The sequence below is a fragment of the Microcoleus sp. Pol11C2 genome (assembly GCF_036701505.1).
Classification (GTDB): domain Bacteria; phylum Cyanobacteriota; class Cyanobacteriia; order Cyanobacteriales; family Microcoleaceae; genus Microcoleus.
Window position 1 is genome coordinate 25,017 of sequence record NZ_JAUBQX010000031.1, and the last position, 24,902, is coordinate 49,918.

The 24,902-nt window shown below is 46.8% G+C and carries 16 protein-coding genes and 1 pseudogene; 11 read left to right on the forward strand and 6 right to left on the reverse strand.

The window, feature by feature from the left end; genetic code table 11:
* Positions 1-14: 14 nt before the first annotated feature.
* The 3 genes from QUA42_RS17830 to QUA42_RS17840 all read left to right on the forward strand — a co-directional run bounded on the left by QUA42_RS17830 (position 15) and on the right by QUA42_RS17840 (position 2,339).
* A complete protein-coding gene (locus tag QUA42_RS17830; protein WP_333138723.1) occupies positions 15-209 on the forward strand; it encodes a hypothetical protein in 195 nt (64 codons plus the stop codon).
* A 147-nt stretch (positions 210-356) separates the two neighbouring features.
* On the forward strand, positions 357-944 hold the full coding sequence (locus tag QUA42_RS17835) for a cytochrome b (protein ID WP_333138725.1): 588 nt from the start codon (positions 357-359) through the stop codon (positions 942-944).
* A 180-nt stretch (positions 945-1,124) separates the two neighbouring features.
* On the forward strand, positions 1,125-2,339 hold the full coding sequence (locus tag QUA42_RS17840; RefSeq protein ID WP_333138727.1) for an anion transporter: 1,215 nt from the start codon (positions 1,125-1,127) through the stop codon (positions 2,337-2,339).
* A 30-nt stretch (positions 2,340-2,369) separates the two neighbouring features.
* On the opposite strand, the gene QUA42_RS17845 is transcribed toward QUA42_RS17840, so the two are convergent.
* Complete coding sequence (locus QUA42_RS17845) at positions 2,370-5,972, reverse strand: alpha-mannosidase (RefSeq protein WP_333138728.1); 3,603 nt, start codon at positions 5,970-5,972, stop codon at positions 2,370-2,372.
* Between the two features lie 182 nt (positions 5,973-6,154).
* Here QUA42_RS17845 and QUA42_RS17850 point away from each other — a divergent pair, with 182 nt between their 5' ends.
* The 4 genes from QUA42_RS17850 (at position 6,155) to QUA42_RS17865 (ending at position 11,975) form a co-directional block, all read left to right on the forward strand.
* Positions 6,155-8,122 carry a hypothetical protein gene (locus QUA42_RS17850; protein ID WP_333138730.1) on the forward strand — a complete coding sequence of 656 codons (1,968 nt, stop codon included), beginning with the start codon at positions 6,155-6,157 and terminating at the stop codon, positions 8,120-8,122.
* Positions 8,123-8,200: 78 nt separating this feature from the next.
* A complete protein-coding gene (locus tag QUA42_RS17855) occupies positions 8,201-8,317 on the forward strand; it encodes a photosystem II reaction center protein I (protein WP_039887172.1) in 117 nt (38 codons plus the stop codon).
* 301 nt (positions 8,318-8,618) lie between these two features.
* Positions 8,619-11,147 carry a DUF3769 domain-containing protein gene (locus QUA42_RS17860; protein WP_333138732.1) on the forward strand — a complete coding sequence of 843 codons (2,529 nt, stop codon included), beginning with the start codon at positions 8,619-8,621 and terminating at the stop codon, positions 11,145-11,147.
* Between the two features lie 153 nt (positions 11,148-11,300).
* Complete coding sequence (locus QUA42_RS17865) at positions 11,301-11,975, forward strand: hypothetical protein (protein WP_333138734.1); 675 nt, start codon at positions 11,301-11,303, stop codon at positions 11,973-11,975.
* Between the two features lie 25 nt (positions 11,976-12,000).
* Here the strand turns inward: QUA42_RS17865 and QUA42_RS17870 are convergent, their stop codons facing one another.
* Positions 12,001-12,516 (reverse strand): phycobiliprotein lyase, encoded by a 516-nt coding sequence (locus QUA42_RS17870; protein WP_333138736.1) that lies wholly within the window; start codon positions 12,514-12,516, stop codon positions 12,001-12,003.
* 707 nt (positions 12,517-13,223) lie between these two features.
* Here QUA42_RS17870 and QUA42_RS17875 point away from each other — a divergent pair.
* On the forward strand, positions 13,224-15,455 hold the full coding sequence (locus QUA42_RS17875) for a beta-propeller domain-containing protein (RefSeq protein WP_333138738.1): 2,232 nt from the start codon (positions 13,224-13,226) through the stop codon (positions 15,453-15,455).
* An 85-nt stretch (positions 15,456-15,540) separates the two neighbouring features.
* Here QUA42_RS17875 and QUA42_RS17880 read toward each other — a convergent pair.
* The 3 genes and pseudogenes from QUA42_RS17880 to QUA42_RS17890 all read right to left on the reverse strand — a co-directional run bounded on the left by QUA42_RS17880 (position 15,541) and on the right by QUA42_RS17890 (position 19,379).
* Positions 15,541-16,236, reverse strand: a pseudogene (locus QUA42_RS17880) (Uma2 family endonuclease).
* Positions 16,237-16,450: 214 nt separating this feature from the next.
* Positions 16,451-17,860 carry a heterodisulfide reductase-related iron-sulfur binding cluster gene (locus QUA42_RS17885; protein ID WP_333138740.1) on the reverse strand — a complete coding sequence of 470 codons (1,410 nt, stop codon included), beginning with the start codon at positions 17,858-17,860 and terminating at the stop codon, positions 16,451-16,453.
* 175 nt (positions 17,861-18,035) lie between these two features.
* Entirely contained in the window at positions 18,036-19,379 is a 1,344-nt protein-coding gene (locus tag QUA42_RS17890; protein WP_333138742.1) for an FAD-binding oxidoreductase, read from the reverse strand.
* Positions 19,380-19,476: 97 nt separating this feature from the next.
* Between QUA42_RS17890 and QUA42_RS17895 the strand changes: the two genes are divergently transcribed.
* The 3 genes from QUA42_RS17895 (at position 19,477) to QUA42_RS17905 (ending at position 22,875) form a co-directional block, all read left to right on the forward strand.
* Positions 19,477-20,940 carry an ATPase domain-containing protein gene (locus tag QUA42_RS17895; RefSeq protein WP_333138744.1) on the forward strand — a complete coding sequence of 488 codons (1,464 nt, stop codon included), beginning with the start codon at positions 19,477-19,479 and terminating at the stop codon, positions 20,938-20,940.
* Between the two features lie 406 nt (positions 20,941-21,346).
* Positions 21,347-21,718: a response regulator gene (locus QUA42_RS17900; protein WP_333138745.1), complete on the forward strand. Its 372-nt coding sequence runs from the start codon at positions 21,347-21,349 to the stop codon at positions 21,716-21,718.
* Complete coding sequence (locus tag QUA42_RS17905) at positions 21,715-22,875, forward strand: ATP-binding protein (protein WP_333138747.1); 1,161 nt, start codon at positions 21,715-21,717, stop codon at positions 22,873-22,875. The genes QUA42_RS17900 and QUA42_RS17905 overlap by 4 nt, the downstream gene beginning before the upstream one ends.
* 430 nt (positions 22,876-23,305) lie before the next feature.
* Here QUA42_RS17905 and QUA42_RS17910 read toward each other — a convergent pair whose 3' ends face one another.
* Positions 23,306-24,838 (reverse strand): MFS transporter, encoded by a 1,533-nt coding sequence (locus QUA42_RS17910; RefSeq protein WP_333138749.1) that lies wholly within the window; start codon positions 24,836-24,838, stop codon positions 23,306-23,308.
* Between the last annotated feature and the right edge of the window lie 64 nt (positions 24,839-24,902).

The following is a 24,902-nucleotide window of genomic DNA, read 5'->3' on the forward strand; positions in this document are numbered from 1 at the left end:
GGTTTTAAGTATATATGATAACACTCAAATACCTAGTATTGGAACTGACCTACTTCGGATTCGGTTTGGGATATTTGCCGGGGCGGCGGATGAACCGTGTGGCGGTTGCAATTATCGGGTCAGCTTTTGCGGTGGCTTTGGGGATACTCGACCTGAAAACTGCTTGGGAGCCGATCGACCCCAATACGATCGTTTTGTGTTGGGAATGACGATCGTGAATACAGTTAATTTGACAGCTTAATAAATATTTGCAATAATTAAGTTAAGTAAATCTTATAATGCACAATCTGTCACGGGCTTTAGTCCTAGAGTTTATACTTAATCTTGTCCAGCAAACGCTAAGGAGGTAAGGAAGAGTGAGTACCCAACCCGCTGCGAAACCCAGACTTAATTCTGCGTTCAAACAACTGATGTCTCTACACTGGGCGATGTCAGCTTGCTATTTAGTGCTGTTTATTACCGGTACTTCTATGGCTCGATGGCCAGGAGAATTGTTTATTCGAGGCCCCCTTTACGATTTTCACAAATCCGTAGGAGTGCTGACAATGGCTTTACTGACTTGGCGGATCTTAACTCTGCTGCGGGTATGGTGGAAAAAATATACGAAACGCCTGCCAAAGTTTACAAAGGAATGGTACAAAAATTTTGCTTTGCACGCAACTTTGTACGTTTTTATGTGGCTAGTTCCGGTTGCTGGCTTCTTGGTTTCTAACTCTTACAAAAGTAACAATGTGAAATTTTTCGGAATTGTTTTGCCGGATATGTTTCCGCAAAATTCCGCAATGGTTGATCTGGGAAGGAGTTTGCATTTTTGGCTAGCGTACACATTTTTAGCATTCGCGATTTTGCATATTATAGATGAGAAGAAAGTTGTGAGAGCTAATTGGCGCAGGTTGGCAAATTTTGTTCGCACTAAGTTCGCAAAGTCTCAAAAGGTGGGATAAATTTGCGATGGGGCACTATATCTCAATTGGTATTGATAAATTTACTGCAAAACTGGCTATTTTCCACGGTGATATTTAGCGCTAGTTGCAATGCCAGCAGGTTTAGCTGCAATTACCCGGTCTGTACTTTTAGCATCCCAGACCATGGAAAAAAGCGGCACTCAAGGATTTTAAGTATATATGATAACACTCAAATACCTAGTATTGGGACTGACCTACTTGGGATTCGGTTTGGGATATTTGCCGGGGCTGCGGATGAACCGGGCGGCGGTTGCAATTGTCGGGTCAGGTTTTGCGGTGGCTTTGGGAATACTTAACCTCAAAACTGCTTGGGAGGCGATCGACCCAAATACGATCGTTTTTTTGCTGGGAATGATGGTCGTTAATTCGGCTTTGGGAGCATCGGGTTTTTTTCAACTCGCTTTGGAGTTTTTAACTCGCTTTACTCGTTCTCCTTTCGGCATTATGGTGGCAGTTACTTTTGGCAGCGGCATTTTATCGGCATTTTTTCTCAACGACACTACTGCTATTTTGCTGGCCCCTTTAACGCTGAGTCTGACTCGCTCTTTGTCTCTCAATCCTATCCCTTATCTTTTAGCTTTAGCCGGAGGTACTAATTTAGGTTCAGTGGCGACTGTGAGTGGCAACCCGCAAAATATTCTCGTCGGTTCTTTTTCGGGAATTAGTTATTTGGAATTTGCCCGGTCTCTCGCACCAGTAGCTTTAATTTGTTTGCTGGTTCAAGTAGCTTGGCTGTGGTTGCTTTATCCAGAAGTGCGTTCTTGCAAATCTTTGCCGCAGGTTACTCAAGTCAGGTATCGATTGTTCAAGCCTTTACTAGCAAAAAGTTTGTGGGTGACAGCAGCACTTTTAGTAGCTTTTTTAGCGGGTGCACCTTTAGCAGAATCTGCCTGGATAGCTGCCAGTATATTGTTAATTACTAGGCGCGTCAAGTCCGATCGCATTTTGCAAGGCGTCGATTGGAATTTGCTAGTAATGTTTGCAGGATTGTTTGTGGTGACTAAAGCCACTCAACAACTGGGTTTGTTGGACAATTTAACTAATTTGACTAATACACCGCTGAGTTTGTTGGGAGTTACCGTAATTCTTTCTAACTTAATTTCTAACGTACCGGCGGTGTTAGTTCTGCAATCGGTAATTGTCAAAACAGATACCCAAGCTTGGCTGTTGTTGGCGGCGGGTTCTACTCTGGCGGGGAATTTAACTTTGTTGGGTTCTGTGGCTAATTTAATTGTAGCTGAAGTTGCTGCACGGAAATCAGGCGATCGGCTGACTTTTAAAGAACATTTGCGGTTCGGGATGCCCCTGACTTTCGTTACTTTGGCAATAGCTTATTTTTGGATAGTATTCGCAGAGCGATCGACACTACCCTAAGTTTTAGCATTTAACCTGCCAATAATCCCCTCATTTCTTCCCTTCCCCTTCTTCCTTCGCGCCTTCGCGGTTCGCTACAACTCCAAAACTCGCGATTTTCCAAGGCTCTATCTTAAATCCTCGCCCTTCGGGCAGCTTTTCAGACAAATTGCCAGGTCGTTCTAACAAATCTACTGGCCCTACAATTTCTAATCCCAAATCACTCTTGAATTCTAGCACAGCCTCTTTCCCCTCGGATTCGCAACAGCGCAAAATCCACACATTAGAATCGTCTTCGGATTGTTTAAACGCCATCAACACTAAATTGTCTGCCGACAAATTCAAGAATTTACCAACTGCGGGTAAACTCTTGTTTCGATTTTCTCCTAACTGCGGCAACACCTTTACTAGCAGCGGCAAATTCAACTCATAGCTGCGCCGAACTGTGCCGGCTTCTTGCCAATTTCCAGCGTGGGGATAGACTGCACAAGTAAATTCGGAAACTCCTACATCTGCTTGTTCATCGGGCCAAGTCGAACCACGAAGCAAACTTAGGCGAATTTGATTCGGTTGAAGGTCGCAACCGTATTTGCAATCATTGAGCAAACTGACTCCAAAACCGTCATTGCTGATATCCGTCCAGCGCAAAATCGGCACTTCCCATTTGGCTTTTTCGGCGGGTGTTTGCGGCTTGGTGGTGCGATCGATCGCACCGCCGGGAATTTCGCAAGTTGCAAAATCTGCTTCTACATTTAACCCAAAGGCTGCTTTTACTAAAACGTGCTTTTCTTGCCAATCTGCAACTGTCTTGATTTTCAGCAGCGGCGAACCTATTTCTACTATATAATCTTGGCAAAACTCCGATTTGCCAATTTGTCGGACTACGCGCAAAATCTGCCGTATTTCTCCCTGTGCTATCCAGGAAATATCTTTCAGTATCGGCGCTGGTTGTTGATGTTTTTCATAATTTGGGTCAATGTTCCAAGCATCCCAATATTGGCCGCTGTCTTGAAATGCTTGCAGTTGATTGCCGCCTGCTGCATTCAGGACTTCTCGGTTATTTACTTTATCCCAAATACTGGATAAATCCCCGATTTGTCCGTCTACTGTTGCCCGAATAAATTCATTTTCTAAAACCATTTGTGCGGCTGCAAAAGGCGTTTCTTGACTAACTGTGTTTTTTTGTGCTATACCGTATGTAAGTTTTGATAACTCTGTCTTTTTTTCGGTTTCTGGACTCGCGGACGCATTATCCACAGTTTGAGCGTCTTCGCGACACAGCCAAAACACCTGGTAGCCAACGGCGGGGAGATTATTTGCCCAGAATAATAGTTTAGATTGCGATTGCGGTCGATCGCCCCTGACAATCTGCGAAGCCAATCGCCGTCCTGAAAAATCGTAAATTTGCCAAGCTGAATCAGCGGAATCGGGAAGCGGTACGGCGACAACCTCAGAGCGCGGCCAATTGAGGGTATTGAAAATCAAAATCGGTTGAGCGTCGGGCTGCGGAGGATTCGGCAGAGAAATTTGAGCCGAGATGGCATCCAAAGATTTTAGCAGGATTTCGCGACAAGTGCGATCGACCTCGGCAAAGGCTATATTAGCATCCGCGTAAACTTGGGCGATCGCAGAACCGGGCAAAATATCGTGAAACTGGTTAAACAAAATTTGTTTCCAAGCCGATTCTAATTCGGATTTGGGATAAACCGCACCAGTACAAATCGTTGCCAGCGCAGACAGCAACTCCGCTTGGTAGAGCAATTCTTCGCAGCGGCGGTTTTGGCGTTTTTGGTCGGCGCGAGTCGTGTAGCAACCCCGGTGGAATTCTAAATAAAGTTCGTCTTTCCAAACGGGGAGAGTGGGGGAAATAGTTTTGAGTTGTGAGATGGAATGATTTGCATCCGAAATTACCGATAAGTTTGACAATTCTCGCGCCTGTAAATTCTCCTGGTTGTCCGATTCTGGAACATAGCTTTCGGACTTAGTTGCCATAACTTCCGGCAAAAACTGACTCTCAATCAAAGACAAATAATCAACCGCTTTCGCAAACTCCAACTTCGGGAAAAAAGGCGACATTTTCCAGCGTTTCGCCACCTCCAACATATCACGAGTCGGGCCACCGCCGTGGTCGCCAACCCCAGGCAGCCAAAGAGCATCTTGCAAACCAGTCTTAACTTGCCAGTCAAAAGCATAACTGGCCATTTTCACTGATTCTATACTTTCGCCAATTGGAGCAGACATCATGCTAAATATTTTAGTACCGTCCAAACCTTCCCACCAAAATGCACCGTGGGGAAATTCCGTTGTATCGTTCCAACGCAACTTTTGAGTCACAAAATAGTCAACTCCGCCTTGCCGCAAAATCTGAGGTAATTGCCACCCAAAACCGAAAGTATCGGGTAGCCAAGCTACCCGCATCACTTCCCCAAATTTTTCTTTTGCGTAACGCTGTCCGTAAAAAACTTGCCGCACCATTGATTCAGCGGAAATCAAGTTTAAATCCGGTTCTACCCACATCCCGCCGACAACTTCCCAGCAACCAGTGGCCACCTGTTTTTTAATCGCAGCAAATAAGTCCGGCCGATGTTTTTCTATCCAAGCATAAAGCGCGGGAGTTGAATGACAGAAAATCAAATCGGGAAATTCAGATTGCAATTTCAATACCGACTCAAAAGTTCGCTGTGCCGCTTGCCAAGTTTCCGGGACAGGCCACAGCCAAGCTAAGTCTAAATGAGCGTGACCCACCAAATAGATTTTACCTGTATATATAGATTTCAGAACACCACTTTCTCCTATATATATAGATGTAGCATTGCTATTTTTTCCAAGCTCAAAAACCGCATCTTTTCTTCCTCTCTCTGCGCCCTCTGCGCCCTCTGCGGTTCCCTCATCTAAATCCCCAGAAAAAGTCCGCAGATATCCCAGTAAATTGTGCCGCAAAACAGACAGCGAGCGATCGAACTTTTCGCGATCGCCCACGGCCGACCAATCAATCAAACCAAGCGCCAAATCAATCTCTGATTTCAGCGTTTCCCCCTTGACAAACATGGGGCGACTTGCTATTATTTCATGGGAGAGGTATTGGGAATTTACATTTTCTAAATTTTGAGTTAGCGAATTCTGCAAAATCTCTAATTCGGCAGCCACAAAACCCGGATCGAAACAAGAAGAGTCAGCAGCTTCGTACAAACAAATCGATCGCACTAAAGCACCGTTATCGTGACCCGGACTTACCAACCGCAAAATAACTAAAAATTCATCTCCGGGATTGGCCGACGAACTCAACAAAACTCGATCGGCAAAATCAAATAAATCTCCCTGTCCGACTAACTCGCCGTTGACAAAAATTTGAGCATCTTCTGCCCACCAAGTCAAACCCAGCAGCAACCGCAAACCAAACACAGGATAGCCGTGCAAATTGTCAGGAATTACAAATTGCTGGCCCAAATACAAAACTTGCTTCCCAGACGGCCAAGCAATATGTCCTTTGGCGTTAAGTTCGGCAATCGGCTTGTTACAAATATTTACTGAAGAGACAGCCGAGTCAGAATCGCAGAACCTCCAACCAGACTGAACCTCCACTTGACTGAGGCGACGCAACTTTTCGACAGTGACCGAAATATTGTTGCTAGCAGGTGACACAGAAGCGCTCATATTTCGCTAAAATAGGAATTGTGTATTAATCAAAGATCGGATTGAACCGCGAAGACGTGAAGGACGCGAAGAAATAAAGGTTTCAGAGGGTTTGAAGCTGCGATTATGATCTCGCTTTGATTTTACAGCAATATTCAGCAGTTCCGGCGCGAATCAAAAATCTGAATTCAATAATTAAACTTATGTCCAACGGTTACTACGGCCCATACCAAAGCCGGCTATTAAATTTTATATCGAAACAGTCCCGCCAAGTCGCTGACAATTGCGATCGAACTTGGCGTCAAATTAAAGAAGCAACTCTCACCGCCACCCAAATTCTGCTTTATCCAGCTTATTTGCTGGTGCAAAGTTCCCGACTGCTAGGCCGACAGTTGCGGGAATCAAGTCAAAAAGTAGATTTACCGGAACTACAAGAATTTGTCGGTGACGAAAATCCCGATGGGCAACAAAATTGGTATCAGGGGGAAGTTTTCGAGGAAAGTTCGATCGCGCAAATTTTACACCTAGCCGAAAATTTACTCAACTCGTCGCAAACTGCGAAAACTGTAGCCACCTTCCCGCTGTTAATTAATCAGGGAAATACTGCTAGCGATTTACCTCCGGCAATCAATTTTAGCGGACAAATCACAAAGCATCAAACAACTTCCGTCTTAGAACTCCCGCTTGCTAAAACTGAATTAAAACCGCAACCGAAAGTTAAGGGAATTGCCAGTTTTATCCCAGCCCGCACTTTAGTATTGGTCGGAAAAGAAAATCAGATTTTAGATATTTTGACACCCCAACAGCAGGAACTGCTTGAAGGTCGCATAACTTGGGAAGTAGCAAACTGCGGGCCCGAACGGCGGGAAATTACCCAAAAAGAATTAAAATTTAATCTCGGTTTGGAGTCGGCTGCCAAAAAAGCGCAGTTGCCGCCGATGCGTCGTTTTTGGGAATTGATGGCATGGCTTCAGACAAGCCCGGTTGCTTTGAAAAGAAATCAGTTTGGAGAATCAATCCTCGCAGTCAAAAAATCGATCGACCGCAATGCCATCCTAGTCCAAAAAGCCCGCGCGCAGATTGAAGCAAAAACCGCACTGCAGTCAATTGCGGCATCGAATTTGATCGACCACAATACCCCAAAACTAGAAACTAATTTTAACAGCAAGTTCGATCGACCCGCTCTTCCTATCTCCTTTGTTACATTACTCGATCGCGCCGCCGTCAACCTCGAAGAATTTACCCTACCGCCAGCGCTAAAAACAACCGCCGCACCAACTGAAATCCCCGGAGTAAAAATTAATACATCTGGCACAGACGCCAATTTAGATTTTTCCGCCCGCGAAATCCTGGAAAAATACGCGCGAAACATCGAAGGAATTATTTGGTCGTCAGTAGACCACCTCCTAGGCAAAGAAACAGCCGCTAGTGATAATACGGAGAAATCCCTCTCAATTAAGTATTATTTGCAACAGCTCCAAGAAGAAAAAAACACGCAAAAAAGCCTAGAGGTCGATCGACCGTGGCTGAACTGGCAAGACTTATTCGGGGAAGCAGCACCGCAGCATTTAATCGACGGAAGTTCCGAAACCCCTGCCGCTCAAAGCAGCGCTAAAGTCAAGGAGAAAATAGCAGAATTAGGAGAATTGGCAGAAGGTCGATCGACCGCAGTCTCAATATCCCCTTACCCCGAAGCACTTCACAGCCTGCTGGGGCAGCTAAAACAGAGCTTGCTGACAAAAAGCTCAAAAAGTCAACCTCAAACAGCATCTGATTTATCTGATTTAGCAGTTACTCAAAAAAATAGCTCTGCACTCGCAGCAGAATCAACCCCAGGGCGCGCGCCGGAAACCCAAGTGCCAAAAAACACAAACCCGAACACCCGACAAAACAACCAATCCCCAGCAGCAATCACCGCGCAAACCCACAGATACACCCCCGCAACCCCCGCCGCAGCCGAACCCAAAAATCCCAGCTCAGGCGTCCAACCCGAGGGCGAATACTTAGAAACAAAAGCAGAATCGATGGGATACATTAAGCACCCGCTAGAACAAGTGCTCGAATGGCTCGATCGAGTCATGCTGCGGCTAGAAAACATCGCCGAGCAACTATGGAATTGGGCAAAAATCAACTTGCCAAAAATCCTCAAAAGCAAAGATAAAATTGACTAATCTTTAGCTTATGATAAAAAAGTTGCTGCAACAGCAGCAAATCAGCTCAGTATTATGCCATCTTTGGAGACTCCCACAGTGCTAACCCTCAAAATCGTAGTTAATGTAGTTGTTTTATTTTTTGTTTCCCTGTTCATATTTGGATTTTTGTCCAATGACCCAGCCCGGAACCCCAACCGCAGAGACATGGAATAAACAAGTTATCCCGCCCGCTGGCTGGGGGGTACGCCACCGCAGCCCCCCAGCTAGCCCGCAAACCCGCAAAAATTAGTCGAACAAAACTTGACCTCGCACCAGCAGCGAGGTTATCTTGTGGCGAAAGCAAGTTCTCAAATCAGCCATCTTTCGGCGCGCCAAAGCCACTGCAAATTTTAGATGTCAGATTAATGTCTAAACAGTTGCCTTTTAGATGCAAAAATTTTCAATAATTTGCACCCTATAAAATCTAAAATCTAAAATCTAAAATCTAAAATCGGATGACTTACCTGTTATAACTATGCCCTATCCGGTACCGCCGCCAGAACCCCCTGGCATCATCTACATCGCAAAGCCAAAAAAAGTCGCCCTCACTGTCGCGGCCGGCGATGGAGACACCCGCAGCAACCCCGCAGAAATACCGGAACCCAGCCCAGATATTGTTGAGCCAGAACCCACATCAGCCCCAGCAGAACCAGCAGCCACACTCCTCGGCACTACCCCAGCCACCGACCAGCCTCCAGAAATCGCCGACCCCCTAGCTGCCGTGGAAAGCGGCGAGGCAGTGGTGGGATTTCAGCGTCGGCCTCCTGTGGGAGAACCCGAAACTGCGGAAACTCCGAAAGATTCCTCGTTTACTGCTTACCAATTGGGTTCGGTAGAAAATGCCCTTGCCATTCGCAATCGAAAACGAACCGCAGAGGCGCAGAAACAACAGGAGAGGAATGTTGTCGGAAAGCAGGAAAGTTGGTATCAGGCCCAAAACCGACAGTTAGAAGATAACCCTCCCGAACCTGCGGAGATTCCCGTTCCAGAACCCGCCCCGGAACCAGCACCCAGCGGGCAACAGCAGTTCGACATTCCCACACCAGGAACTGCCCCCGCACCGAGAACACCCGCTGCGCCGACACCGAAACCTAAACCAGCCGCGCCGGGAGTCCGCACCGCGCCTTCTCAGCGGACGGTGCCTTTTCCGGTGACTCCGGCCGATACTATTGAAGTTAAGGCTGACAGCCAAGAATTCGACGACAAGCAGCAAATTGTCACGGCGGTTGGTAATGTCGTTGTGCGGTTCCGGCAAACTGTGATTGATGCCGATCGAGCGATCGTCAACTTAGTCACCCGCCAAGTGGTAGCATCCGGCAATGTCGCCTATACCCGCGGCCAACAAGTAGTGCGCGGCCAGCGGATGGAGTTCAATCTCGGCCTCAACAGCGGCGCAGTCGAACAAGCCAGCGGCGAAATATTCCTGCCTGCTGCAGGTAGCGAATTGACCCCCACACTGCCTACAGATATCAGTGCTGGGACGATTCTCGAACAGCCGCTGAGCGATCGAATTACCAGCCAGCAGCCCCTGCGCGGAGTCAAATCCCCCGGCGCTGCTACAGTGACTATCGGTGGTGGCGGACAGCTAGCAGCCCCCCAAGTGACCGGCGCCGTCAACCGCGTCCGCTTTGAAGCAGAACGCATCGAACTGCTGCCAGACGGCGCGAGGGTAGCAACCAACATTCGGCTTACTAACGACCCGTTTTCCCCGCCGGAATTTGAATACAGGGCCCGGAGGGCGACGATTAGAAGGATTTCGCCCACGGCAGAGGAATTGGTCACAACTAAACCCCGCTTGGTGTTCGACAACCGGGTGAAAATACCCGTGTATCCCCGCAGGCAAGTGTTTGACAGCCGGCAGCAGAGCGGCCCGTGTTTGACCTTTGGCTACGACGGGGGCGAACGCGGCGGTTTGTATGCGGAGTGCGGTTTTGAGGTGTTGCGAAACGGGCCGGTGCGGCTGACTCTGACTCCCCAAATTTACCTTCAGCAGATTGTGGCAGAGAACGGTGGCAATCCGTTTTCTCCCGACAGCTACGGGCTGAAAGCGAGGTTGGGCGCTAGTCTCGGCCCGCGAACCAGGCTGGACGGATCGGCCATATTTCTGAGTTTTGAGAATTTCCCGAATTTGCCGGAAGACAGCTTTCGGGGCAATTTGCGCCTGCGACAGTTGATCGGCACTCACACTCTGGCAGCAGAATACAGTTATCGCGATCGGCTGTTTAACGGTTCTCTGGGCTATCAAACCGTGCAGAGCAGCCTCGGGGCAGTCCTCACTTCCCCAGTCATCCCACTCGGAGGCACTGGCATCAATCTCAGCTACCAAGCTGGGTATCAATTTATCAATGCTGACACCGATCGAGCAGACTTGCTCGAACCAGTGCGGGAAAACAACCGCGTCGATCTGGGCCGTTCCCAAGTCAGCTTCGCCTTAAGCCGCGGCTTCAACCTGTGGGAGGGCGAACCGCTGCCCCGCACTCCCACCCAGGGTTTGAGGTATACGCGCACGCCGGTGGTTCCTTTCTTGCAACTGGCCTTGGGACTCCGGGGAGTTGGCACTTATTACAGCAGTGGCGACAGACAAAATTCCCTCGCCGGCAGCGTCGGCATTCAAGGGCAGTTCGGTCATTTCTCCCGCCCTTTCCTCGATTACACTGGGTTTAACGTGACTTATACCCAGGTGGGACGGGACGGTATATCGCCGTTTTTGTTCGATCGCTTAGTAGATTTGAGAGTCCTGTCTTTTGGGCTTGTCCAGCAAGTTTACGGAGGCTTTCGAGTTGGATTTCAAAGTGCTATTAATTTAGAAAGCGGGGAAACAATCAGTACGAATTACACTTTAGAATACAGCCGCCGCAGCTACGCAATCATTTTGCGCTTTAACCCTGAGCGTCAAGTCGGCAGCCTGACTTTTAGAATTAGCGACTTCAACTGGAATGGGACTCCCGAACCTTTTTCCGGGGACGCGCGAACTGTAGAAGGAGGCGTGCGTTTATCCGATTAATTCAATTGGCTAATAGGGCATTGGTCATTGGGCATGGGGAATTGGTAATAGGTAATGGGGAATTGGTAATTGGGTAATTGGAACCAAAAGACAACAGTCAACAGATAACAGTCAACAGTCAACAGATAACAGTCAACAGTCGACAGACAACAAATGACAGAAGTGACGGCAATATCTGCACAAGCAGCGGCTCTGCTGGTTCACTACGGTTTTGACCTAGGTGGCAAAAAAGCCGAGAAATTGGCGGGTGAATGGCTGACCAAGTATCCCGGCTATTGGCTGCGTTTAGCAGTGGTTGAAGCGCTTTATCAAGGCCGCTACAAGGCTGTTTCTGTGGGACAGCTATTGAGTATGTGGCACCGGATAGGTCAACCTCTCTATCATTTCAATCGCGAGTTTGAACGCTTGGTATGCAATAATTTTCCTCAAAATTTAACCGGGGAAAGTGCTGCTCAACTGTCACCGGAAGATATACTTTTATCGAACCCGGAATCGGAAGTAACTGCCGCAGAGTTAGATTTGCATGGGCCGTCAGAGTCGCAGCAACTGGATGTGGCGCTTCATGCAGAAGTCCCAAACACAGAGGCAGAGGAAACAGGAAAATTACCCGCAGCGGACGATCGCACAAAAGAAAATACAGAATTTGTAGTATATGAAGATGTGGCTGTTACCGCCCTCGCTGATCGAGCAGAAGCTGAGCACAAATTAGCCGACAAACCTGTGGCAAAATCATTCCCAGTTGTCAAACACACAGATTTTCACACCAAGTTAAAAGCCATTGCCAGAGAAGGCCGAAGAAAGAAGGGAGAAAGCAGAAATAGAGTGTAAACTTTGGGAACTAGATAGTTATTTTTCACTTTTCATTTTGGGCACTTACTCCCATCCGAATTTCCGAACAAAAAGATGCTTGTTCCGTACCGTTAGCTTGCTTAACAACGCTAGTCCGCAGCCGCAAATTGGGCATGAGATACCACAGCCTTTCTTCGGCATGGAGGGTGTCTGATTCTGTAATCAATGTCAGCACGTCGTCGCCCATCACGTAGCGACTCTTACCCTTGTCTTGCAACACTTTGCCTTCGCTGGGATTGTCGGGATTAGGTACGATCGCTAGTATTGTAGAACCGATTTGTTTAGCTTTGTCGCGATCGGGAATACCATCCCAACTAATCCGAACGCCCTTTAGCTTAGTTGAAGCCGGGTTAATCGAGTGTTGTTGGCAAAGTTTGACGACTGCTGCATCGCTAGCTGTCAGTATTTCTATGTTGAGGTCGGATTTACCCGCCTGCAATTCCCCAGAATTGAGATTGTGTACGGTACGCTGAGAAAACCATTTACCCGCACTTAACTCGAAAAACTCGATAACATCCATGAAATTTGTCTCTAAAGTCAATACTGCTTTATTTGCGATCGTGACTTGCGCGCTATGGAGTCAGAAACCCGGTTTCTTCCTACCTACCTAGCGGTCCAACCAATGATTTTGTCTAGAAACCCGGTTTAAGAGTGCAAGTCCTTTTCTATATTTTAGAGGAAGGGGGCGCACCTGGAAAGCTTTCTGAGAGCTTTGGGTGAAACAGATTGCAGATGCCGTTGAGGTACGAAACCCAACCAGGGAGACATCTGCCTCGCTGCTGCGGCCGACTTGAGAGAAAATTAGATCATCCGCCATCATGTTTCGTTATAAAAAGTTTTTTTCGCACTTTAAATAGGATTGCGATACCTAAAAATTATTAGGTTTGACAGTGTTGATCAATCGACCATCATCGCCCAAATACCAGCTATGTTAAGAAAAACAACGATATATGTGAGCTTTTGTCGATCGATCGGTAAATTGGGCGTTGCTGAGTTGAATTATATTGGCGGCGATTTATTGTAATCGCACTGCTTGAAAATTCTCAAAGCATACTTCGACTAAAAAACAAGCAATTCATCGAACCATCACCAAACCGAGGACAGCAAGCCCATAGCACATAGCATTCAAATATGTCATGCTAAGTCTAAGAGAAAAGAGTCTTGATCGGCTTTTCGGTAGGGTGCAGCTAGCGATCGTATACATTTGAAAAAGACATCCGTAAATTTATGAGCGAGTTTACACAAGGGCTGGATAAAATGCAGCCTGCAGAACAGACGCACTACCTGGGAATATTGCCCAGTCAGCTAGCAGCGACTTCAGACTCCGAGAAATTATACAGCTTACTAACAGATTACAATTTTATTGAAGCCAAGCTGTCAGCATCGGGAGTACAGGCGCTAATAGAAGATTACGATTTAGCAACAAGTTCCGATATTATTATCTCAGACCAAAAAGCCGACCAACTCAAATTAATCCAAGAAGCAATTCGCCTATCTGCCCACATTCTAGCCATAGACAAAACCCAACTAGCCACCCAACTAATTGCCCGCTTGATGCGCTTTGAAAGTCCAGAAATTCAAGCACTGCTAGCACAGGCAAAACACCAAACAACCCCCTGGCTGCGACCGCTAACGCCCAGCTTTACCCCTCCTGGCGGGAGATTGCTGCGTACCCTCACCGGACATACAGACTGGGTACAAGCTGTAGCAATCACCCCGGACGGCAAGCGGGCAATTTCTGCCTCCTCTGACCACAATCTCAAAATTTGGCACTTAGAAACAGGAGAAGAACTTGCCACCCTCAAAGGTCATCTTACCTACGTCAATGCTGTAGCTGTCACCCCCGATGGCACTAAAGTAATTTCCGGTTCTTGGGACAATAGTATTAAAATTTGGGATTTAGAAACTGCACAAGAAATATTTACTTTTGCCGGCGATACTTTTGCGGTAGAAGCAGTAGCAGTAACTCCCGACGGCAAGCGAGTAATTTCAGGTTCTTGGGATGGCAGTATTAAAGTTTGGGATTTGACAAGCAGGGAAGTAATTTTTAACTTTAAAGGTCACAGCAGTTTTGTCCAGTCCGTAGCAGTAAGTCCTGATAGCAAACGGTTGATTTCAGGGTCGGGAGACAACAGCATGAAAGTCTGGAACCTAGAAACCGGAAAAGAACTTTTTACTCTCATCGGTCATGAAGACTGGGTAAAAAGTGTAGCAGTTACTCCCGACGGCGAAAAAATAGTTTCCGGCAGTTACGACGGAACTGTTCAAGTCTGGAGTTTGTCAGAAAGAAAGCAACTTTTCACTTTAGGAAAACACAGCAGTTTCGTTCAAGCTGTGGCAGTCAGTCCCGACGGCAAACGAGTAATTTCGGCTTCCGGCGACAAAACGCTAAAAGTTTGGAATCTGGCAACAAAAGAAGAACTTTTCACTTTTACCAATCACATCGCCCCAGTGAATGCTGTGGCTGTTACCCCCGACGGCCAGCGGATAGTTTCTGGTTCCTCAGACAAAACTCTCAAAGTTTGGCACTTAGAAAGAGGCAAAGAAAATTTATCATTTGCAGGTCACGATGACTGGGTAAATGCTGTAGCAGTGACGGCAGACGGTACGAAAGCAATTTCCGGTTCAGGAGACAACAGCATTAAAGTCTGGAATCTCAAAAGCGCACAGGAAATTTTTACTATTTCGGGACATCAAGATTGGGTAAAAGCGATCGCAATCACACCGGATAGCAAGCGAGTAGTTTCGGGTTCCGGCGACAAAACTGTGAAAGTTTGGGATATAGAAACCGGAAAAGAAATCTTTACTTTCACGGGTCATACAGACTGGGTAAATTCTGTGGCAGTGACTGCGGACGGAACGATGGCGATTTCCGGTTCGGGAGACAAAACTATTAAAGTTTGGAATCTAGAAACAGGAGAGGAACTTTTTACTTTTTCAGGTCATGAGGACGGGATAAAAGCTGTGGCAGTTACCCCCAACAGCAAGCGGGTTATTTCGGCTTCCGGGGACAAAACTCTGAAAGTTTGGAGTTTGGGGAAAGAAAAGAATATTTTGGCAATTTTATGGAATTTCGCCGTCAAAAATCTACTGTTCACTCTCAAAGGTCATGAGAGTTTTGTGAATGCTGTGGCAGTTGCGGCGGATGGCAAATGGGCGATTTCAGGAGGGCGGGAACACAATTTGAAAGTTTGGGATTTGTCAGGTAGAAAAGAAGTTTTTACTTTGGCAGGTCATGCTGATGCGGTAACATCTCTGGCGACTATGGGAACAAAGGCAATTTCTGTTTCGGACGATAATACTCTCAAAGTTTGGGATTTGTTAAGTCGAGAAGTAATTGCTAGTTTCAGGGGAGATAGTGCTTTGAAAGCTTGCGCTATTGCACCTGATGGGGTGACAATCGTAGTGGCGGAAGCTTCGGGACAGGTGCATTTTTTGAGGTTAGAAGAGGGGAAATAGTCATTAGTCATTAGTCATTAGTCATTATGCCGATCGCACTTTTGCTAAAATTTAAAAGTGCGATCGCTCTTTTCCCCCATCTAGTTTACAATTGTTCCGGGTCAATTCCCATCGATCGCAGTCTTTCTGCTAGCACAGCAGCCCGCTGTTCGGCTTCTTATGCCCGCAGTCGTTCTTGTTCTGCCCGCTGTTCGGCTTGTTCCAAGCTGCGAGAAACCTCCTCATAACTTGTAAACGGTTCGCCATCAGGGCGATAAATTTGCAACTCTTCACCCGACAAATCAAAGCGAATTCCCAGTCGGGGACTGACCCAATTTTCGATCGCATCAATTACGTCCAAACGCCCCTGTGAACGCATCCAACCGCTGAAATCGTTGCGTTCCGGGTCGTACAGGTAATATTCCTCTACCCCGTGGCGATCGTAAAATACCTGTTTTTTATTCATTTCTGTTAGCCTGTTACCGGGAGAAAGAATTTCAAACACTACTTGCGGCGCGATATTTTCTTCTTCCCACTGCTTGTAAGAACCCATATCTCCTTTCGGTCTGCCGAAGACTACCATCACATCCGGGCCCACGCGAATCTTGTTATCTCCTTCGACGGGATACCACAGCAAATCCCCCGCGACAAATACATTAGGGTCATCGGCAAAAAGCCACGCTAAATTTTGTTAGACGATGAGTATCCAGCGAAATTGTTTGGTATTGTCTGACATGGGTAGACAGTCGCTGTCGGGGTAAATTACATCAGGTTTTTGAGGAGACTTGAGTTGAGTTACCATAACTGTTGTCCGGGGTTAGGGACTGTTTAATTTAATTTTAGCTTGTGGCAAGAATGAGAAGTGCGATCGATACTTCTCAATAGAATAGCTTATTCCTCTTTCTGTTTCTTCTTTCTCATCTCTTCCTCTGCGCCCTCTGCGCCCTCTGCGGTAAAAAATCTCATTCACAAAAAAGCACATCGAAAATAGGGCAGACACCGCCCGCCCTACAAAACTACTTCCTCAGCAACTTAACCCCGCGAATCGAATAATCCAAAAGCTCAATAGGGTGCATTAAAGTAACTTCCTTTCCCTGCAACTCCAAATGCTTCTTAATCTGCAAAGAACAACCCGGATTAGAAGAAGCAATCAACTCCGCGCCAGTATTCAGCAAATTCTCCACCTTTTGCACTCCTAATTCATCAGCAATCTCCGGCTGAAGCATATTGTAAACCCCCGCACTCCCGCAGCACAAAGCCGCATCCACAGGCTCTTTTAACTTCACCCCCGGAATTTGTTGCAGCAACTGACGCGGCTGCAAACTAATCTTTTGCCCGTGCAACAAATGACACGCATCCTGATAAACAATTGTCAAATCTCCCTCAATCAAAGGATTGAGTTTCGCGGTAATTCCCGCACTTGCCAAAAACTCTTGCACGTCCTTCACATTAGCAGCAAATTTCTCAGCTTTCTCTCGATAATCAGGGTCATCTGCTAAAATATGACCGTATTCTTTCAAAGTATGACCGCACCCAGCAGCGTTGATAATCACAAAATCAACACCCGTATTTTCAAAGCTATCAATCATTTGTCTCGCCAAAGCTTTCGCCTGTTCCGCTTGGCCTTGGTGTTCCGGCAAAGCAGCACAGCATCCCTGACTTTTAGGAACCACAACCTCGCAACCGTTAGCCGTTAAAACTCGCACAGTAGCCTCATTAACCGGCGAAAATAACAGCCGCTGCACGCAGCCTAAAATCACGCCTACTCGATAGCGTTTCTCCCCTTGTGCCGGAATTACCTCGGGCAAATTATCCCGGAAAGAATCGACAGTAACTTTCGGCAAAATTGATTCCATCGCCGCCAAGCGGGGAAATACTTTTTTCAGCAAACCTGTTTTGCGGACAAGTTTTGGCAGTCCTAATTTTTGATAGATAAACAGGGGTACAAGCAAAGGTCGCAATCTGTGAGGATAAGGGAAGAGATTAAAAATCAGAGTGCGAATTACATTGTCGGAAAAAGTGCGTTCCTGATTTCTAGTAACTTGGTGGCGAGTGGCGGAAATTAATTTGTCGTATTGAACTCCAGAAGGGCAAGTTGTAACGCAGGCCAAACAGCCCAAACAAGTATCGAAATGCTGCGAGGTTGCTTCGTTTAAAGGTGCGTCGCCTTCATTAATTGCATCCATTAAATAAATGCGGCCTCTGGGGGAATCCATTTCTTTGCCAAGTACGCGATAACTCGGACAAGTTGACAAACAAAAGCCGCAGTGTACGCAAGTATCGATTAATTTCGGGTCTGGCGGATTATTAGCGTCGAAACCTGGGATTTCTAGGGTTTCTAAGTGGGGATTTTGTGCTAGAAAATTGCTTTCTTTGGCCGGTCTTAAATCGTCGCTGGGAACTGGAGATTTTTCTGAAGTTTGCATATTATATATTACCTAAGTGTTTTTCTTCGTAGCAAGGACTTTAATCTGTTTAATGGAATTTATGCAGAAGCTTTATATGTATGTTTGCAACGGGAAGTTTGCCGCTATAAGTAGCGTGTAAAACCACTTTTTACATAATTTCTGAACGAATCAAGTCCTGACTACAAACTTTAAACTAAATACCGCTTATAAAACGATGGGGACTCAAAATATTTTCCGGGTCAAACTGCTGTTTAATCCGGCGCATTAAATCGATCGCACTTCCATTATAGCCCCAAACATCTAACTGGTGCTTGATGTCGGTCGGCGCTGCTAAAACAGTCAGAAAACCACCTTTGGCTTCGCACCCTCTGCGTACCTGCAACAGCGTTGCCGCAGTCGCAGCCTCAAACCGCAAAACCCCCAAACCGCTGCCTGCATGAATCAAAGCGTCCTGTACCGGCAATTCGTTAATGGCGGTTACAGCTTCCGACGGTCTGATTCCTATTTTGCAAATAATTGCCGACTTTGTGCCAGAATCCCACATTGTTTCTGGCAATCTTTGCCATAACTGATGCTCATCATTTTCGCAGCAGCTACTGCCTTGCAGACCCAACTTTTCGGCAACTTCCAGTAAGCGGGCTGATTGTTGTTTAACACTTTCTGCGATACTTTGAAATCTGACGATTAATCCCGTGCCCTTTCCTAAGCCTAATTTTGCGACTAATTCAGATGACAGCAAATCAACGGCACTTGGTGTCAAAGCAGAGGATAATAAGATTTGAGCCGTTTGGGACAAAGCATTAGTTTCCCCTGTCAGGACTACGGTTCCCGAGGATTCAGGCAGCGGATAAACTCGGAAAGTTACTTGACTGAGGACGCCCAATGTGCCGTAAGCACCAGTAAACAGTTTCATCAAGTCGTAACCGGCGACATTTTTAACAACTCGACCCCCGGCTACCGCAATTTTACCGTCCGATCGCACAAAGGTCATTCCCAACAGCAAATCGCGAACCCCGCGATAGCGATGCCGCAAGGAACCCGCATCAGCAGTAGCCACAATGCCACCCAAAGTTGCCTGTTGCGGATACGCCGGATCGATCGGCAAAAATTGACCTGCTGCGGCTAAAATTTGCTGCAAATCGGCAAACTTCATTCCCGCTTCCGCAGTCACGGTTAAATCGCCCACAGCGTGTTCTACAAGGCGGTTCAGACGCGCGGTGCTGACGGCCATGAGCCCCCCTGCCCCAGGGGGGTTGGCGGGGTCTAATTTAAGTAAACCCCCCCAATCGAGTTTGCTGCCGCTTCCCGTCGGCAAGACCCCCCACCGATTGTTCCGAGCCGCTTCAATCACCCCCGCCAGTTCTTCCTGAGTATTGGGGTAAACGGTACAATCTATTTTCGTACCCGGGGCAACTGCTTTTTCTACTCGTTCTTGCCAAAATACCTCTGTGTCCTGATGCACACAGACCCCAGCAGTGCCGACAATACTTTCTAATTCTTGTGTGCTAACGTAATTTTCGGTAGAAAAAGATTTCATGAAGGTTATCAGACGCCCGGTAAAAAAAATTATCAAAACACTGCCTAAAACCATTAAATATTAATACGGGCCCGATATTCAAAACATGAAGAAACAAATGTCTCAAAACCGAATTTCTCTGGGAATTACCGGTCTCAACGAAGTGATTGGCGGCGGCCTAATTTCTCAACGCTCTTATCTGGTGCGCGGCGGCCCGGGTACTGGCAAGACTACACTGGGCTTTCACTTTTTGGCTGCAGGTGTGGCTCAGGGAGAAACGCCCCTGTTTATTACTTTAGGAGAACCGGAAGCGCAATTGCGCGCCAATGCCGAAACTCTCGGTTTTGATATGGAAGCGATGGCGTTCCTCGATTTGAGCCCATCCTCAGAATTTTTTACAGAAGTTCAGACTTATGATATTTTCTCCCCCTCCGAGGTTGAGCGAGAACCGACTACACAAAAGATTATCGAGCGAGTCCAAGCTGTCAAGCCACAACGGGTGTTTTTGGACGCGATCACTCAATTTCGCTACTTAGCTGCGGATGAGTTTCAGTTTCGCAAGCAAGTTTTGTCTTTTCTGCGGTTTTTGGTGGAAGGGGGGGCGACGGTGGTGTTCACCTCAGAAGGCACTTCAAGTGCTCCCGATGACGATTTGCAATTCATCAGCGACGGAGTAATTTACTTGGAACTGCGCCCTGAAGGACGCACTCTATCTGTTACCAAGCTGCGAGGCTCCAACTTCCGCAGCGGCCGCCATTCGCTGCGCCTGACTGAGGCTGGTATGGAGGTATTTCCGCGACTGCTTCCGGACAACTATCAACAGGATTTTGTTGCTGAAGCGATTTCTGCTGGGGTTCCAGAAATCGACGAACTACTGCACGGGGGACTGGAACGCGGGACTGTGACGGTGATTAGCGGGCCTAGCGGCGTGGGTAAAACGACGGTGGGGATTCAGTTTATGAAGGAAGCAGCAGGAAGGGGGGAGCGATCGGTAGTTTACATTTTTGAGGAGTCAAGTTCTACTCTGCTGCAGCGCTGCCAATCAGTTAACATCCCGGTTGACGCAATGATTGGGCAAGGAAGTCTTTCCGTGATACCCGTGGAACCTTTGCTGTACTCGCCGGATCAGTTTGCCTGTATGGTACGCCAGCAGGTGGAGCAGGAAAAGACGCGGATTGTGATGCTTGACAGTATTTCTGGCTATCAGCTTTCGATGCAGGGGCAAGATTTGGTGAACAATTTGCACGCTTTGTGTAAGTATCTGAAGAATATGGGAGTCACCGTTATCTTGATTAATGAGGTAGAAGCCATTAGCGGAGATTTTCGGCTGACCGAGATCGGGATTAGCTATTTGGCGGATAATCTTCTGTTTATACGTTATCTGGAGCGCCAACTGCATAATAGGACAGAAATCCGCAAGGCGATCGGAGTAATTAAAAAGCGAGTCAGCAATTTCGAGAGAACTCTGCGAGAACTCGAGATTACTCGCTACGGCATCAAAGTCAGCAAACCGATACGGGGGCTGCGCGGCATTTTGAGTTCGGCGCCGGTGTGGATTGAGGAGGAAGCCGATGAAGATTGAATCGGGGTTTGTCGTGCTGTTTTTGGGCAATTGCAGCTAATGAAGGCAGTCGTGAATCTACTAATCAGTAGGGTGCGCCTCGCGCACCTCACCACTAGCCTAATTCCTGCCAAACTTAAATATATTGGTAAAATTGTGTATTTTCCGACTTTTATAGCAGTTTTCAATTCTCTGAAATACAGTATCGGCACGGGGCACGGGGCCGTATCCTGTGCCCGAGCATCTGTACTTCACTCCACTGAAAACTGATGTAATAGCTCCCCGACAAGTAAGCTAATACCCGATTCAAAAAAGAATCCAACTTTAGGAAAGCTCCAAACCCATATATAATCACTCATGCTCAATTCTTCAATTCTTTAATATCAAATCTAAAATAGTATAATCCGTATTCATAGGAAGCTGATAAATGACTGACAACGCAATAATTTTAGCGGTAGACCGCAATCACAGAAACTTGGAACTATTAGCACAATTTCTCAACAAAGAAGGATACCAGATGATCGCGGCTTATAGCTTTGAAGATGTTGCACAAGCTATCAGTCAGCCTGCTAAGATCGGTATGGCTTTAGTAGATATTTCTGGTTTCGACCGCCGCATTTGGGAGTGCTGCGAAAAACTGCGAAATCACCAAATCCCTTTTCTGATACTCTCGCCGAAACAAAGCGCTGCCATTCAGCACGAAAGCCTCTGCCACGGTGCTCGGAATATGTTAGTAAAACCTTTGATCATTAGAGATTTGCTGGGAATTGTTCACAGCTTGCTAGGAGAAGTTGCGTGAGCCAAATTTTATTGCTTGTCGAACAGAAAGAAAATCGCCGCCTGTTATTAGAATGGCTAGCAGTTTACTATGAGGTATTGTTGCCAAACTCAACAGAAAATAGTGAGGATTTTTTACCATTTAATCAATCTTTTGACCTGGCGATAATTGACGGTCTTGCCCTGAAACGCCACTGGCAATGGGTGGCAGCCCAAAAACAGGCAGAACACCCGGTATGCTTGCCTTTTCTTTTGATTACATCCCGCTCGGATGTAGGGATGGCAACGCAATTTATTTGGCAAAGTATTGACGATTTGATTATCGCTCCGATCGAGAAGATAGAATTGCAAGCGCGCGTGGAGATTTTGCTGCGATCGCGCCAGTTGTCTTTAACTCTCAAATTGTCTCACGACCAGCTCGATCGCACTCTGCAAACAGCCCAAGAACTCAACGAGATGAAAACATCTTTGCTGTACATGATTGCCCACGACGTTCGCAATCCTTTGAATTTCATCATCGGCACTACACAACTTCTTAGCAAGTACAAGTTGACATTAACAGATGAGAAAACACAAGAACTTCTAGACAAAACTCAAGCAGCCGCAAAAGGCATAGATTTGTTATTAGATGATGTGCTGCTGCTGGGGCGTGTTGAGTCAGGAAAAACAGGCTTTTCCTTGCTACCCATAGATTTAGCAAAGTTTTGTAATGAGTTGGTAGGGGAATTTCATAACAGCCTGAAGTTGAAACCTGAAAGTGAGCGGGTAACGCTGATTTTTGTCAATCACAGTCAATCGGCGATGGCGTGTTTGGAGGTAAGCTTACTCCGGCGAATTCTGGGCAATTTGCTGTCCAATGCTATTAAGTATTCTCCCCCAAAGACTGAAGTAATCTTTGAATTAAAACTTACTGAAACCGAGGCTATTTTTTCGGTACAGGATGCAGGAATTGGCATACCTGTCGCCGACCAAGAACGGTTGTTTAATTCATTTTACCGGGCTAAAAATGTCGGTCGAATTCCCGGTACTGGACTGGGGCTGAGCATTGTTAAAAAATGCGTGGACTTGCACGGTGGCGAAATTACTGTGAACAGTGAAGAAGGCGTCGGCAGTACCTTTACAGTAACGCTGCCGATCGCAAAACCTGGAAAAAAGCAAATCTCGCCTGCAACGCCTTAAACTAGATGCAGGCATTATCTTAGGATTTTCATAGATTAATTTGACGCTTGGGTGAGGCTATACGTGGTAGTGTGACCATGAGATTTATCCTCAAAAAACTGAATAAAACTCTCGCTATTTTACAATCCCAGAATTTGAAGAACCCTTAACAGCCGCTCGTCAAGTGATTAAATTGAGCATCGTCGTTCTAGGAGCGATTGACGAGCGTGAGAATTGGCGATCGAGCTGCGACGAACGATCGCCCTCATAAAAAATGTTGAAGGCACCCAAAAATAATTAGATGCTATACAAAACTTATCCCGAATTGCCCGACTTTATATTTCTGAAAAAAAGCGATCCAACAGCCGTCACATCTTAGATGATATGATGAGGATTTTAACACTTTAAAAATGGTTAATCAACTCTTTTCTGAATTATTGTCGGACTACAATCAATCAAGAGTTGAAGACCGATCGCCTGAGCTTTCTGGCCCAGAGTCCAACTGTTCAACTATTAATGGTTGAAACCTGATGTTTCCAGGTTCAATTGGCACTTTTCTCCACCAAGCTGGCAACAAGAGCAGCCAAAACTTACCCAAAGACACAGAACGCTGCTCGCCAACAAAAACCAAGGGCAGGAGAGCCGCCACTCGTAAGACGGCTGAGAGGGCAAACACCCCTGGCAAGCCACCGAGATTAGTCAAAGTGGCGATAAAGCCACCAAGGGTGATTCCCATTGCCCCAGTGACACCAGGAACCGCCGCCGCTATCGCAAAGTAAAGGGACTGATTACGTAGTGGTGCCACCGACATCATCAGATTACCACTGCACAGGTCGATCGCCGCCCACGTGGCACCGCCGATGATGTGCAAGAGCGGGAACCACACCCATATAAAAATTGGAGCCGTTCCAGCTTCTAGCCAGAGCAGAGGGGTCAGAGCCACCAAGATTCCCACTATTATCATGATCGGGCGGTTCCCAACCCGGTCAGCCAGTTTGCCCCAAAAAACCAGCAGCAGTAAGTTAGCACCCGCTCCTAAGCTGTTGTAGAGCGTTACCACACTGACATCTATACTTAGGTTATCCAGCAGATAGAGGTTAAAGAAGGGAGCGCTGACGTTAACGGCAAAGCTCCATAGAGCAGAGTAAAGCAAAAACTTTAAAAAATTGGGTTCCTTGAGAAAGCTAAAAATTGTCCCTATGGATGATTTTTCGCCTCTATCTGAATGCGTGACGTGTACAAGCTTTGGGTTCACATCGGTCATAAAGAACTGACAACCTAGACTGATGATGCCAAGCACAATTCCTAAAACCAAGATGGCACTGTAACCTTGGAGCCTTCCACCGGGCCAGTTCGATACCACTAGAGCCAGCAACGGCACACCAATGAGATTCGTCAAGCTGACAGCACTATTGCGAAACCCAAAATACCGCCCGCGCAACCGCTGAGGTACTAAAACCGCCAACCAGCTCAAGAAGGAAGCACGACCTAAAGATTCTAAGACTTGAGTTACCCAGATGATTGCCAATGTCAACTGCACTAGCTGATGTCCAGCGAGCTGAAATGAGCCTCCCAACCAAATGGCTGGCACGATAATCAGCCACAGCAGTCGCGACAGTCCGAAAATCCAGATGGAATACCAGTGGCGGCTCGGCAGTCGGTCTCCTATATAAGCTCCGAACGGTTGGAGCAGATTTACCAGTTGAGGAATGGAGGCGAGCATACCAATTTCGACTGGGCCAGCTCCTAAATCCAGCAAGAAATTACTGAGCAACGCGCCGCCGATGATGCTGTAAAAAAGCGTAGCGAAGACACTCTCCAAAGTTAGTGATCTGAGGCTTAACCGAGTTTCCGGTTTGGAAAATTTTAGAGGCGGATTGGTCAGAAGTACCGTCTCTGGTAAGGCTATATCCTCTTGGATTTCCTGAAGAGGGAGAGGATTCGTTCCTACTAAGCTGTAATCTTCTTCTTGTGTTTCGAGCATACTGGATAGCTAATAGATGAGATGCTACGCAGCTTAATTGTATAATATAAGGTTAAGTATTTTA